Genomic DNA, 15,197 nt, shown 5'->3' on the forward strand with positions numbered 1-15,197 from the left:
TTGATTTTGCGCAGTCTCAGCCGTCACTTGAAGGTATTATTTCTAATAACCAAACAACCCGTTATGTGGTTGATGGTAATGAAATTAAAGTTGTTATCGACGGTGGTGCGAATGATGGCGCTGCGGTAATGACGATCGAAATCAATTTAGATGGTAGCTACACCGTTCATCAGTACTTGCCGATTGAACAAGACAACAGCAAAGGCGATACCGTTGATATTAATCTTGCTGTCACTGCGACTGATAAAGACGGTGATATCAGTAATACGGGTCAATTAGAAATCCATATTAAAGATGGTCTAAATCCAACTGGTGAAGGTGTTGTAGCAAACATCACTATTACCGAGGGGGATTTAGAAGATCCTAAAGCTGGCAAGGGTTACCCTGTTTCAGCTGATACGCACTTTACGGTTAATGCCACAGATGATGCATTAGTTGCTAATAGCTTGAAGATTGCTGATAGCGCACAAACAGATTTAGTAAAAGAGCTCAATGGCTTAACGTCAAATGGTGAAGCACTGACTTTCACTGTTCACACTGATGCTAATGGTGTAATCACTATTACGGGTATGACAGCAAGTGGTCAAGAAGCGGTAAGTATTAGCATGACGCCGTCTTCATCAGCGAATGGTGATGTGACTGTTGATTTGGCTATTCATCAGTCTCTGCCTCTTGATCATGTTAAATCAAACGGCACCTATGTTGATGTTACCGGCGGTAAGATTACCATTGATGTACCTGTTCAAATGCAAGATACCGATGGTGACGCGTTAGATAAACCCGTTGATGTGAGCATTACGATTAAAGATGGTCAGAAGCCTTCGTTTGGTCATGATTCAACAGCAACGTTGGAAGAAGGGGGGGCTGGTACAGCAACAGCATCTGGCACTATAGATATTGATACGGGCAGTGACCAAGTCGCGAAAGTGTACTTTAAAGGTAACCAATCATCGTTGGATGTTTTAACCAGTAATGGTCATGAAACGACGTATTTGTTAAGTGCTGACGGCTCTTCTATCACCGTTGTATTAAAAGATAATCCATCTCAAGTTGTGATGGAAATCAAGATTGATTTTAGTGGTCATTACGTTGTTGAACAAAAACAACCGATTGATCAGGTTGATGACAAGAATGCTGATAATGAAATTATTAAGCTAGATGTCGTTGCTCAAGATTATGACGGTGATAACAGTAAGCCGGGTCAGATCACGATCAACATTCATGATGGTGAGGATGCAAAAGGTGGCGAAACAGGCTCTATCGTTATTACTGAAGGCGACTTACAACCGACAGCAGGTGAACGAGGTTACCCAGTTTCAGGTGATGTTGAAATTGCGGTGAAAGCTGGTGTTGACCGTTTAGATCCAATGAAAGTCTCAATTGATAGTACGCATCTTTCTGCATTAATTGATGAGTTGCAATCAGAGTTAACGGCATCAGGTTCAAAAATTAGCTTTAGCTATCACGATGGTCAGCTAATTGGTACTGCTAATGGTCAAGTCGTTCTAACGGTTACTGTTTCAGCGGTACAAGCAGCTAATGGCCATGATGTAGACGTTAAAGTTTCCATTACTCAACATGCGCCATTGGATCACCATGGTAGCGAAACCTCAGGTTTTGTTAGTGTTGATGGCGATAAGATTGTTATTGATGTACCTGTCCAAGTAAAAGATACCGACGGTGATAATCTTGCCAATAATGTAAATGCACAAATCACCATCAATGATGGTGCCGCACCTATCATTATTTCTGCTCCAGCAATCAGTGTTGATGAAGATGCGTTATCGGATGGTTCACATACATCAAAAGATGGTGTGACGGCTCAAGGCGATATTCAAGTCGATCAGGGCAGTGATTATGTGTCTGACTTTAAAGTCGATGTAAAAGCGTTTAATGATCAAAATACCATTAAGTCAGAAGGGCACGATGTTGTCCTTGAGCAGACAGGTGCGGGTACATATCAAGGGATAGCGAATGGACAAGTCGTCTTCACTTATACCTTGTCACATGATGGTAATTATATTTTCGATCTCAAAGGAACAATTGATCACCCAACCCAAGGTGAAGATTCGCTGCACATCGAGTTTCCTGTTTATGCCGTTGATAAAGATGGTGATACCAGCGGTACTGTCAATATTGATGTATCAATCAAAGATGATATTCCATCTGTTCAAGATGTAACGTTAAATACTGTAGAGCACAGCACTACGACACTTGAAAATGTGATTGTGGCTGCAGGTGCGGATGGTGCACATGTAACAGCCTTGATTGTTGATGGGCAGCATATTGATTTATCGACATTACGTGAGTCTGGCGGCTACCGTATTTATGAAGTGAAAGATGGTAATGAAACGTTAGGCGAACTAATGATTAAGCCTAATGGTGAAACTTACTTTGCTGCAAATGATGATCTAAACCATAGCCAAGAAAACATCATTAAAAATATTGGTTTTGAAGTCACTGATGGCGATGGTGATAAAGCCCAGGGCAATATTAAGCTTGAGATATCAGATCAAGATGCCACGCTTCAAACCAATAATAGTCTTGGCCAAGAGGAAGACGGTCGCCACTCTAACGATCCTAATGATAATGTTGATGTGAATCGTGATGGTATTGCGATCAATATGAGCATCAATGTTGGTGATAATGATCGTGGTGAGCATATTGGTACTGTGACGATTCACCCACAAGGTGAAGCGCATGGCGTCTTTATGTTTAATGGCCAGCCTTTAGCTGTTAATAGCGATGGTTCAATTACTATTCCTGCTGATGCATTTAAAGCTGATGCAAGTGGTGAAAATTACACGCTACAGGGCGTGACTTTTGTTCCTGCAGAAGACTTCTCGACATCTGCGAGCGGTATTAAATTTGATGTAACTGCACAAGTAAATACGACCGATGGTGGCAATCACCCAGTAATGAATGGTGAGTTCTCTATTGATGTTCAGGGTATTGCAGATACACCAACATGGAATGCAAACTCTGTTGATCATTATGTTGTGGATGAAGACGGCTCTAATGTTCTATTAAGTGTCGCGGCTGATCTACAAGATACCGATGGTTCCGAAGCACTGTACTACTACATTACAGTCCCAAAAGAGTACCAAGACAAATGTACGCTAGATATTGGTGGAAAAGCTCTGGTTGAGACATCGCCTGGATCTGGTATTTATAAAGTAGATGCTTCGCAGATGAATTCTGTAGAGGTGAACCCTGCAGATAACTTTAGTGGTGATATCAAGCTTTCAATTACAGCTGAGAGTAAAGAACTTGATAACTTTGTTAATGGCCACCAATTTGCAGAGTCTGAAGCAAAAGAGATTGTTATCAACGTCAATCCTATAGCTGATGATGGCACACTAAAAGTGACGCGTGTTGAATCAAACGAAGATCAACGTATTGATTTATCTACACATATCAACTTTGTGTCGTTAGATGATAATACTGATAATTCAGAGCATTTGTTCTTGCAAATCTCAGCGTTGCCTGATGGCGCGGTACTGTATTTAAACGATCAGATTTTAACGCCAAATGCTAGTGGTGTTTATGAAATCCATTATGAAGATTTAAATGGTTTATCATTACAGCCACCATTAGATAGTAATGTTGATTTTAGCATTTCGGTAAAAGGTGTGATCCGAGATGTGGCTACCATTACTGATGCGAACGGTAATGTAATAACTGAAACCAGTGAAAAAGTGATTGGGCCTCAGTCGATTGATGTCGCGCTTACCGGTGTAGTAGATACACCGACAATAGAATCCGATAATTCTGATTGGACAAAATTAGATGACGGTAAAATTGGCTTACAAACCACGATTAAAGAAGATGGCGAAGCGCACTTTGATTTTAAAATAGTATCGGGCGAGCACACTATTGGAGGTGTAACCGATGGTTCAGAAACATTAAGTGTTGTAATTTCTGGTATTCCAGAAGGTGCCAAACTTTACGATCAGCATGGTAATTTGCAAACACTGGTGTATGCCGGTGATGATGCGAATGGTCAACCAATTTACCAAGTTAATTTAGCTACATTGAATGATGTAGTTATCGTCCCACCGGAAAATAGCTTGGAAGACATTACATTAGATGTGCGTGTGGTTGTTACTGAAAATGATGGTGCAAGCCAAGCCTTTAATGGTGAGCTAATCATTCATGTAACACCTGAAATTGATGCAACGAACTACGATACGGTATCTAAAGGCTTTGAAGATCAAGCAACTGTAATTAACTGGTTACCACCAGAATTTAGCGATTCGCAAGAGAACATTACAGCATTGACACTTAATGGTTTACCTCAGGGATACCAGCTGTTCTTAGGCAATACATTGTTAGTCGCTGATGCTTCAGGAAAAGTGACATTTAGTGATAGTCAGCTTCAACAGTTGTTGGGCGGTACTAACTTAATAGTGAGAGCTCCTGAAGATTCAGATAAAGATATTACGTTAACTTCAACGGTAACGGTATCTGAAACGGATGTTGATGGTAATAAAGAAACAGTATCAAAAGATATTACAGGTACATTAGTTGTTGATATTAAAGCTGTTGTTGAAGATGATGGCCACCTAACCGTAATTCATGATGGTAAAGAGCTGGATACGATTGCTTGTGATTCTGATGGTGTAATTGATTTATCCAATGATGCTAATTCAGACGGTAAAATTGCATGGGTAGAAGATGATTCATCGAGTCAGGAAATTGTCACTCAAGTTGTTTTAGAGCCTATTCCTGAAGGTTTCGTCATCATTGGCGGTATTAATAACGGTGATGGAAGCTGGACAGTACCACAGTCAGAATTAGACAACTTGCAGATTAAAGCTCCTGAAGGCTTCAAGGGTAAGCTTGAATTGGAGATTAGTGCTTTAGTACAAGATCAAAGTGATGATGGCGACGCAAGTAATTCAGTTGTTAAGCATGACAAGATCACACTTGATTTTAGTAATAACACTGAACTGCATGATGAAAAAGCAGCAGATATAGTCGTTGATAATAGTTACATAGTAACGGGTAGCGAAGATCAATCGTTAGATTTTGGTAAGCAATTGATGGAAAAAGTAGTACAAATTAGTACTACTGATGGGCATCAAATACATGATGACTTTACTTTAGTTATAAATGCTAGCGACTTACCGAAAGGAGCCACGATTTCTGGGGCTAATTTTGATCATGAAACGGGTGAATATGTAATAAAAGTCCCAGTTTCTGCTGATGGTAAAGTTGATTTATCAAGTGTAAATATCATTCTGCCAAAAGATTTTGCGGGTGATTTTAAGCTTGATGTGAAGTATGTCACTACCGATACAGAGAGTGGTGATTACCAAACGAAAACAGATACCATTTCAATTCAAGTTGCTCCACAAGTTGATGGACCAAAATCCGTCGATATCAAAGTGGTTGAAACTGAAGGACTTGATGGTGATAAACAGCCAACTTCTGATGATAATAAAGAACATGTTTATAAAGATGTCGCATATGAAGATGGAGATATTAAGCTCGATTTATCAGCGACTTTAAAAGATTCACATACTGATATTACAAACGGAGTTGAAAGTGTTGAATCAGTAACACTAACCCTAAAAGACAGCACTGACGGTGTGTTTATTGACGAACACGGTAATGTGTTAGGTTCATCCATCACGATTAAAGAAAGCGAAATGGGTAATATCCATTTCCGTCCAGCGCCTGATTTTAGTGGCAAAGTTAATATTAAAGTGAAAACAACTGTGGTTGATACCACGCGTTATGATGACACCAACGGCGGTGATATATCAGCATCTAAAACGTTTGATAACACTGTTAGTTTTGATGTGGTTGCTGTTAATGACGAAGTTAAATGGCATGGTATTGATACACCGATTGTCGGTAATGAAGATACCGCAATTTCATTAAGTGGTATTGGTGGTTCACTACAAGATAGTGATGGTTCTGAGCATATTGTTTCTATTAAGTTAGAAAATATACCTGATGGCTTTATTGTTGAAGGTGCAACCAACAATGGTAACGGTATTTGGACGCTTAGCGGCTCAGGTGAATCATTTGATTTAAGCAACGTGAAAATTGTGCCACCCAAAGACTTCAGCGGCACAGTTAATATCGATATTGTCGTGTTCTCTAAAGAACAAACGTTGGATAAGCCTGCTGAAAACCGTGAAACCATCACTATCGATGTACAGCCAGTTGCCGATAAAGTCGATACTGATGTAAGCCCAAATGCATCTGGTGATGAAAATGGTTCAATCACGTTGGACTTAGGCATTAAAGCTTATGATGACGAAAACACAGTTAAGCATCCTGGCTCAAATGTGCATGAAAATGGCGCGGAAGCCTTACAAATCACCATTACTAATGTGTCTGATTCAAGCTCATTCACATTACCAGACGGTGTTCAAGGAAGTTGCACTAAGCAATCAGATGGTTCATGGATTATTAAAGTAGATAGTTCTCAGCTAGATAAATTGATCTTCCATCCAGGTGATGCAAATCAGAATAATTGGGACGGCAAGTTAGATTTCGATATTCGTGCAGTAGATAACGGTGTTGTAGGTACAGATAGTGTCGCTGTTCAAAAAGAGATTCATGTTGATGTTACGCCTGATAACGATGCGCCTGTAAACCATTTACCATCAGATCCGTTGACGGTTGAAGAAGATGCAACACTCGTGATTAAGAATCTACAAGTGACTGATGTAGATAGCCATGATCATGGTGCTGTAATGAATATGACCGTAATGCTAAGTGTACAACATGGTCAGCTAACCATTGCAGATGGTGTAGACACAACAGGGCTTGTGATTAAAGGTAATGGTGATGGCACCTTAACCATTGAAGGCGATATTACAAAGATTAATCAACTGTTAGATCAGGGCATTAACTACGTTGGTGATAAAGATTTTAATGGTACTGATAGTCTTACTATGACCACTAATGATAATGGTAATTCCGGTGCGGGTGGTGCTCTAACCGATACTGATAGCGTGGATATCACGGTTACGCCTGTTAACGATGCGCCAGTGAATACAGTACCTGATGCATTTACTGTTGATGAAGATAGTAGCCATGTGATCAATGGTCTTAAGATCAGTGATGTTGATGCGAAAGAAAATGGCGCATCAGGTGATATGACGGTGACGTTAGAAGTTGGTCATGGCCAATTAGCGATTATTGCAACTGATATGCAAGGTTTGAATATTGTTGATAATGGTGACGGTAAGTTAGTTATCAGCGGTGATATCAATAAGATCAACACATTACTTGCTGACGGTATTAAATATACTGGTGATGAGAATTACGCAGGTAAAGATCAGTTAACTATGACCACAAGCGATAACGGTAACGCTGGCGCTGGTGGTGCTCTAACCGATACTGATAGCGTAGATATCACGGTTACGCCTGTTAATGATGCGCCAGTAAATAATCTACCAACAAGTATTACGGCTGATGAGGATGTTGCAACAGCGATCACTGGTTTGCAAGTGTCGGATGTCGACTTTAATGAGTTGGCAAATAACACAGGTATGTCGATACAACTGACTGTTGGTCATGGTTCATTAACCATTACATTGCCAGACAACAGCCCAGTTAAAGTGGTTCAAAATGGTGTAGGTAATGTCACTCTTGAAGGCTCAATGGATGATATTAATGCCGTGCTTAATAGTGGTGTGAATTATACCGGTGATGAAAATTACAGTGGTAAAGATGAGTTAATTATTATCACAAATGACGGTGGTAATACTGGCACTGGCGGTAATCAAGTTACAACCAATAAAGTTGAAATTAACGTTGCGCCAAAAGCGGATGCTCCTTCGTTAAGTCTAAGCCAAGAGCATTTACAAACTGCAGCTATTCGAAGTTCATTCGGCACTATGCTTCCGTTAATCGGATTATTAGCTGCGGCATCAGCGGATGCATCTGAAACCTTAACCGTTAAGTTAACGAATTTAGGTTCAGGTCAGGTTGTTGATAAAGAAGGTAATGTTATTGGTAAAGATCTTGGCAATGGTAATTGGGAAGTGCCAGCAGACAAGGTTGATGGCTTGTACATCAAAGATCTTGACCAAGGTACGCACTCAATTAATGTTGTTGCAGTATCTACTGAATCTGATGATTCATATGCAGAATCTGCGCCAGTGAATATCAATATCGTCGTAGATGATTTATCACAAACTAACAACGTTATTGGTCAAAATTCAAATGTGAGTGGCGATAATCTGATTATCGACAGTACTGCAGCAGCAACACTTTACGGTGGTGATGGTGATGATGTATTGGTTGGTGGTTTAGGCTCAGATATTCTTGTCGGTGGTGCTGGTGATGACATTCTATGGGGTGGTGACTTAGGCGGTCATGGTGATGGGGTGAAAGATACCTTCCTATGGTCAGAAAGTGATTTCGGTACGGCAAATGCCCCTGCGACAGATAAGATCATGGATTTCGAAGTCGGTATTGATACCATTAGTTTAGGTGATTCATTACATGCTAAAGATATCCAGTCACTTGATGACTTACAGCACCGTTTAAATATTACAGAAGAAAATGGCAGTACATTGATTCAAATATCTAACGATCAGGATCAGGTAGTGCAAAATATTCTGCTGGATGGTGTGAGTAATAATGACTTGTTTGGTGATCACTCATCAGCGATGAGTAACACTGATAAATTAACTACACTATTTAATGATGGCAGCCTTGAACTGACTAAAAACTTCGGTGATGACGCAAATAATGACATAATCGCAGATAGCCAAGGTGAGTCTTTATTTGGTTTTGATGGTGATGATAATTTACTCGCAGGTGCTGGAAATGACATCTTAACTGGCGGTGCTGGTGATGATCTCTTTACTTGGCATGAAACATCGCTATCCAATAGCAATAATACCGATACCATTACTGATTTTGAGCTTGGTAAAGATAAGATCGATATACGTGAATTGCTGGGTAATGATGATAGTAGTAAGTCAGAGATGGATAACTTATTAGAGCATGTAAGTGCAGGTGTTGATGATGAAGGCAATGTTAATCTTGATATCACAACTGATGATGGTAAAACGCAAAATATTGTCTTAGATAATGTTAATCCTGCTAATGACCTTGGATTAGTGGATGGAGCATCTTCTGTTGATATTATGAATTCACTGTTTGATCATAATGCATTTAAGATAGACAGCGGTCACTAAATAGAAAAATAGAGTATAAAAGCAGCCCTTAGTGGCTGCTTTTTTTTACTTAAAATTGCGTAGTTATTCATTTAACTAACAATAAATGAAGGCAATAACCTTATATAAGGGAAGCTAACGATTAACATGAAATAATAATCTAAAAATAATGACTAATTAGCCATAAACGTGTTTTGTTGATGTAAATGTAAAAACTTTGTTATGTTAATTACTATATATTTAGCGGATGACATGGATGAAAGATGAGAGCATTTGAAGCAAATTTTGATGGTTTAGTTGGCCCAACACACAATTATAGTGGTTTAGCTTATGGTAATCTTGCGTCAGCTAAGAATTGTGCAAAAGCGTCTAATCCTAAGCAAGCGGCTAAACAAGGACTGGCAAAAATGAAAACCCTTGCCGATCTAGGCTTGGTACAAGGGATCATCGCACCACAAGAAAGACCAGATATTGCTACACTTCGTAATTTAGGTTTTTCTGGTTCAGATCAAAACATTATCCAGCTGGCGGCAAAACACAGTCCCAAGTTATTAGCATCTTGCTATTCAGCTTCCAGTATGTGGACAGCCAATGCTGCAACAGTATCTCCATCTGCTGATACTGTTGATAAGCGGGTACATTTCACTCCAGCTAATTTAGTTAATCAGTTTCACCGTTCAATCGAGCATGTTACAACAGGTAAGATTTTAAAAGCGATGTTTTCGAGTGAACAACATTTCCATCACCATAGCGCTTTACCTTCAGTGAATCATTTTGGCGATGAAGGAGCGGCTAATCACACTCGCTTTTGTAGTGAATATGGTGAAGCTGGCGTTGAATTTTTTGTTCACGGTCGTCATGCTTTTGATAGTCGGTTTACTCAACCAAAGAAATATCCAGCAAGGCAAACCTTTGAGGCTTGTGAAGCTATCGCACGGTTACACCAATTAGATGAGCAGCAAGTTGTTATTGCTCAGCAAAACCCTGCAGTGATTGACCAAGGTGTATTCCATAATGATGTGATTGCTGTTGGTAATAGAAATTTATTGTTTTGTCACGAGCAAGCGTATGTTGATCAAACGAAAGTGTATGCAGAGCTAAAACAAAAATTGGGTGAGGACTTTAAGATCATTGAAGTGCCTACTTCGAGTGTGTCGATAGATAATGCGATATCAAGCTATCTATTCAACTCACAATTATTATCGTTACCTAATGGAGAAACCGTACTGGTTTTACCGCAAGAGTGTGAAGAAAATAGCCAAGTTAAACAGTATGTACAGCAACTAGTAACTAGTCAGCAAGGCATTGATAAAGTGATGATCTTTGATTTGAAGCAGAGCATGGCAAATGGTGGAGGACCTGCATGCTTACGACTACGTGTTGTGCTTAATGAACAAGAATTGCAGGCTGTAAATCCTGAGGTGTTAATGACGGGTGACAAATTTTCTGTTTTAAACCAGTGGGTTGATAAGCATTATCGTGATCGTTTAGTTGAAGCTGATTTAGCTGATCCCAACTTGTTGGTGGAATCTCGTACCGCATTAGATGAGCTCACTCAGATACTGAATTTAGGCTCGGTCTATAACTTTCAGCAGTGATATTTACATAAATAAAAGGCGATAAGTCGAGTGATTACTTATCGCCTTTAAATTCCTTATACAAGCTAATAGTTACTTTTTACCAAATAGGCTTGAAGCTAAATTCATGATGCCGTCTACACCACCCACAGCTTGAAATAGGTCGGATGCGATATCACCATTTGGGCTTGCTTTATCAATTATACATGGCAGAGTTTCTTGTAAGCCTGTTACAGCTTCCTCTTGAGGTATTTGTAGATCGTTAGCAAAGCTTGATAATTGATCCTGATTGAAAATCTTAGCAATGTCATCAGCAGAGATCGGTGAGTTTTCGCCATTACCTAACCATGATGAAACAATATTTGCTAGACCAGCACCGTTTAGTGATTGAAGAAGACTGTTAAAATCAATACCTTCACCATTGCTATTACCACCAAGAAGGCGAGCAAGTGCCGAGACAATGCTGTTTTCGTTTAGGCCTTCCGTATTTGCATTTGATTGAGCAAATAATTGAGCGCCAATACGTAATATTTGTGCGATATCCATACATTACACCTTAATCAGTAAACTTAAGCGGCAGCCGGAATTCGAAGCTTCTGCCCTGGGAAAATTTTATCGGCATCGATAATCACTTCACGGTTAGCGTCAAAAATTTTCTGATAGTCTGCACCATTGCCTAATGTCTTTTCAGCAATTTTCCATAGGCTGTCACCTGATTGTACCTCATAGTATGACACTTCTACGGCTGAAGCTGGCGCTTCAATATTATCAACAACAGATTCAATACCTGCAGTATTACCAGTCATAAGGATTGCCTTTTCTCGTGCTTCAGCGCTCTCTGCTTGACCTGTAAGAGTGGCAACACCATCTTTAACTTCAACATTTAAACCAGATAAGCCTGGGTTATTATCTTCAATATGTTGAGTGATTTTTGCAGGCGCCTCTTCTTCATTGCCAAATAACTTTGTGCCTATGTTGCGAGCGAAGTCTAATAAACCCATTACAAATATTTCCTTATGATGAATGACAATATATTAAGTTGACCTCTAACGATACTAGACGAAATTTTGATAATAACTCAATTAAATTATGGTGAGGTATAGCTACCTGATGATTCGGGAGTTTAGAAAGCAGGAAATAATGCTGAACTCTGATTTGTTATATGAATAACCGTTTCTTTTCGTCATTAAGAATGTATCTAAGGTCTGTAAGTAATTTTATTGTTTAAGCTTGACCTGTTTTAGCGCTAAACGTGATAATACGGCTATAAATTAGTGTGTCTACACTGATAAATAATGATGAATGTTACGGAGTTTCAATGGCAAAGCTAAGTCTACAAGAGCAGATGCTTAAAGCAGGGCTTATAGATAAGAAAAAGCTTAAAAAGGCGGGTAAAACCACGAAAAAATCTCGTACTCAAGCGAAAGAAGCAAAAGCTGCTGTTGAAGCAAATCGCATAGCACAGCTAGAAAAAGATAAAGAGCTTAATCGCGTTCGTGATGAAGAGATTAAAGCGAAAGAGCTTGGTGCTCAAATTAAACAGCTTATTGAAATGAATCGCTTAGATCGCAATAGTGGTGATATCGGTTACAACTTTACTGATGGTTCAACGGTTAAAAAGATCTATGTTGATAAAGTAATGCAAAATCAGCTGGTAAATGGTCGTTTAGCTATTGCACGTTACCTTGATGGCTATGAAGTGATCCCTGCTTCTGTCGCTGATAAAATTGCACAACGTGATGAAGAATCTATTGTATTAAATAATACAGTAGCTGACAGTATTGCAGATGAAGATGATCCGTACGCAGACTTTGTTATTCCAGATGATCTGATGTGGTAAGAATATCTTACTGAATAAATAGGTTCAGGGATTAAAAACCGATATAGCTAAAGCAAATAGGCTTTTAGCGTTATCGGTTTTTTTATACGCGTTTTTTAACCTTCGCAATTGTAGCGCATCAGTATATTATTTTTATCGTTAAATCATGAGGTACTGCGCAATATCCACGCTATCGTTTGCGTGTGCAATAATTAAACATACAGATGTAAATGTGATAAAAAGAGCATGGTATATAATGCGAATGTTTATCATTTGTGGTTTATTGATAGCATGATGTAGTACTTAATGATGCAACTTCTTGAACATATCAATTCGATTGTGATTCAGAAAATCATCAACATAGCAGGACAATAATAATGAATAGTGATATCGCTCGTTGGTTGGAACGCGATCCTGACCCAAAAACACGAAATGAATTAGAACAGCTTATCAAAGACAATAATCAAGCAGAGTTAACGGATCGTTTCGACGGTCGATTAGCCTTTGGTACAGCAGGATTACGCGGAGTTGTTGGTGCAGGACCTAATCGAATGAACCGCTTAGTTATTCAAGAGACAGCGGCTGGATTAGGGCAATATCTGTTACGTTCAGTCCCTGAAGGGGCCAGCAAAGGTGTTGTTATTGGCTATGATGGGCGTCCTGATTCACAACAATTTGCACATGACACAGCATCAGTATTAACCGCACAAGGCATTAAAGTCTATTTAACGGTAAAAGTGGCGCCAACACCCGTTGTTGCATTTGGCGTGAAACATCTTCATACAGCTGCTGCTGTTGTTGTTACTGCCAGTCATAACCCTCCGCAATATAATGGCTTTAAAGTGTACTGGGAAAATGGCGCACAAATTATTCCACCGCAAGATGCTGGTATCGCTGATGAAATTGATAAAGCAACAAAACACGAATTATCGTATTTACCGCTAGAAGAGGCTGTAGATAAAGGGCTACTCGTTTGGCTAGATGAAGACTACTACCAAGATTATCGCCAAACGATGAATACTAATCCGTTACTGATGAATCACAACAACCCGCAATCAATTAACATCGCTTATACGGCAATGCATGGTGTTGGTGCCGAAATGGCAGAAACATTATTAGCTGATGCTGGATTTGACCATGTTTACAGTGTTGCAGCGCAAAGAGAGCCTGATGGTACTTTCCCAACAGTCAAATTTCCTAACCCTGAAGAAACTGGCGCGATGGATCTTGTTATTGCGGAAGCAAAAAAACACGATGCAGTATTAGCTTGTGCCAATGATCCAGATGCAGATCGCTTTGCTGTTGCTGTACGTCGTGAAGACGGTGAATACCAAATGCTAACAGGAGATCAGGTTGGTACATTATTCGGCTATTACTTATTAAGCCATGCACATGCCAATCAAAATCTAGTGGGGAATACAATCGTATCTTCAAGCTTACTTGGCAAGATTGCAACAACTCTTGGAGCGCGTTATTACCAAACGTTAACGGGCTTTAAGTGGTTAACTAATGTGGCGATGGCACAACAAACAGAAGAGCATCAATTCCTTTTCGCATACGAAGAAGCATTGGGCTACACCATTGGCAGTAAAGTGTGGGATAAAGATGGTTTATCTGCGTTAGTCGCGTTTGCACAATTAACCGCAGAGTTGCACGCTAAAGGGCTGACTATTTGGGATCAATTAGAAGCTATCTATCGTGAGCATGGTTTGTATATTAATGCGCAACGTAGTATCGCACTGGATCCAATCGCAGCGCCGATTGGTGATACATTACGCCATCAACCACCAACAGAGATTGCAGGGTTACCGATTGTATGTACAGAAGATTATAAACAATCGTTGAGAACATTTAGTGATGGTACGGTTGAAGGTATTGAATTACCCGTTAGCGATGTATTGATCTATCACTTACAAGGTGGGGCTCGCGTTATTGTTAGACCTTCTGGAACGGAGCCTAAGATAAAATGTTACTACGAAGTAGTAGAGCCAATGTTACATGAAGATACCATGATTCATGCCCAGCAACGTGCTCAGGAAGCGATGGATACGTTGATTGAAAAGCACCAACAGTCATTGTAGGTAAATCGATCTAGTAGAACGATGATGAGTGCGGTATTGATAGATCACCAATGATCTATTTTGCCGCATTTTTTATGCCGGTGACTTTGGTAAACAACTTGGAACTAGCCGTGTAGATTAAAGGCCATTTGGCTATCCATGCGAAACGGTAAACAAGATGCTATCGTGAAACATTTACGTGTATAATCAGCAAATAATATACTATTTAAAAGTTAGGGTTTTCCTATGCATGATTTAAATTTATCAATACCAGATGATTACGAAAAAGAGCCAGAGCTTCCTATTCCAGAGCTTGATGAGCAGAAGAAAATTGTTGCTGAATTAAAGCGATTAGAAGAGGCAGGTGAACTAACACCAGAAATTCTTCATGCATTTATGACCGGTGAAAGAAAACCGGAATAAGTATCTACTGAGCCTCTGTATTTAGATGAACTTTTCGAATATACAGGGGCTTAATTATTTTTATAACTATCGACACTAACCAATTGATAGTATGAATAAAAAATATTTAATATAGGTTCTAAGTAGTAACGAAATAGCATATGACATAAGCACTTAATTGCATTAT

7 protein-coding genes are annotated in these 15,197 nt (G+C 39.5%); 5 read left to right on the forward strand and 2 right to left on the reverse strand.

Annotated elements, in window-relative coordinates; translation table 11 throughout:
• Positions 1–65: 65 nt before the first annotated feature.
• Together CTN01_RS11605 and astB are read left to right on the forward strand one after the other, a co-directional pair.
• The gene (locus CTN01_RS11605) at positions 66–9,173 is read left to right on the forward strand and encodes a T1SS-143 repeat domain-containing protein (protein ID WP_249033682.1); all 9,108 of its coding nucleotides are present in this window, start codon (positions 66–68) and stop codon (positions 9,171–9,173) included.
• A 242-nt stretch (positions 9,174–9,415) separates the two neighbouring features.
• Positions 9,416–10,750, forward strand: a complete 1,335-nt coding sequence (gene astB, locus CTN01_RS11610) for an N-succinylarginine dihydrolase (RefSeq protein ID WP_045149469.1) — start codon at positions 9,416–9,418, stop codon at positions 10,748–10,750.
• Between the two features lie 72 nt (positions 10,751–10,822).
• Here the strand turns inward: astB and CTN01_RS11615 are convergent, their stop codons facing one another.
• The gene (locus CTN01_RS11615) at positions 10,823–11,275 is read right to left on the reverse strand and encodes a YidB family protein (protein WP_045149468.1); all 453 of its coding nucleotides are present in this window, start codon (positions 11,273–11,275) and stop codon (positions 10,823–10,825) included.
• A 23-nt stretch (positions 11,276–11,298) separates the two neighbouring features.
• Positions 11,299–11,730 (reverse strand): peptidoglycan-binding protein LysM, encoded by a 432-nt coding sequence (gene lysM / locus CTN01_RS11620; protein WP_005365954.1) that lies wholly within the window; start codon positions 11,728–11,730, stop codon positions 11,299–11,301.
• A 317-nt stretch (positions 11,731–12,047) separates the two neighbouring features.
• Between lysM and CTN01_RS11625 the strand changes: the two genes are divergently transcribed.
• The 3 genes from CTN01_RS11625 to CTN01_RS11635 all read left to right on the forward strand — a co-directional run bounded on the left by CTN01_RS11625 (position 12,048) and on the right by CTN01_RS11635 (position 15,031).
• Positions 12,048–12,569, forward strand: coding sequence for a DUF2058 domain-containing protein (locus CTN01_RS11625; RefSeq protein ID WP_045185936.1), 522 nt, complete (start codon positions 12,048–12,050; stop codon positions 12,567–12,569).
• A 356-nt stretch (positions 12,570–12,925) separates the two neighbouring features.
• Positions 12,926–14,629 carry a phospho-sugar mutase gene (locus tag CTN01_RS11630; RefSeq protein ID WP_045149466.1) on the forward strand — a complete coding sequence of 568 codons (1,704 nt, stop codon included), beginning with the start codon at positions 12,926–12,928 and terminating at the stop codon, positions 14,627–14,629.
• Positions 14,630–14,854: 225 nt separating this feature from the next.
• Entirely contained in the window at positions 14,855–15,031 is a 177-nt protein-coding gene (locus CTN01_RS11635) for an ATPase (RefSeq protein WP_005365948.1), read from the forward strand.
• The last annotated feature ends 166 nt before the right edge of the window (positions 15,032–15,197 follow it).

Origin of the sequence: Photobacterium angustum (assembly GCF_003026365.1) — a bacterium.
GTDB classification, from domain to species: Bacteria; Pseudomonadota; Gammaproteobacteria; order Enterobacterales; family Vibrionaceae; genus Photobacterium; species Photobacterium angustum.

Bases quoted from the DNA above. Each gene is read 5' to 3' on its own strand.
- astB (WP_045149469.1), top strand. From the start codon at position 9,416: ATGAGAGCATTTGAAGCAAATTTTGATGGTTTAGTTGGCCCAACACAC.
- CTN01_RS11615 (WP_045149468.1), bottom strand. From the start codon at position 11,275: ATGGATATCGCACAAATATTACGTATTGGCGCTCAATTATTTGCTCAA.
- lysM (WP_005365954.1), bottom strand. From the start codon at position 11,730: ATGGGTTTATTAGACTTCGCTCGCAACATAGGCACAAAGTTATTTGGC.
- CTN01_RS11625 (WP_045185936.1), top strand. From the start codon at position 12,048: ATGGCAAAGCTAAGTCTACAAGAGCAGATGCTTAAAGCAGGGCTTATA.
- CTN01_RS11630 (WP_045149466.1), top strand. From the start codon at position 12,926: ATGAATAGTGATATCGCTCGTTGGTTGGAACGCGATCCTGACCCAAAA.
- CTN01_RS11635 (WP_005365948.1), top strand. From the start codon at position 14,855: ATGCATGATTTAAATTTATCAATACCAGATGATTACGAAAAAGAGCCA.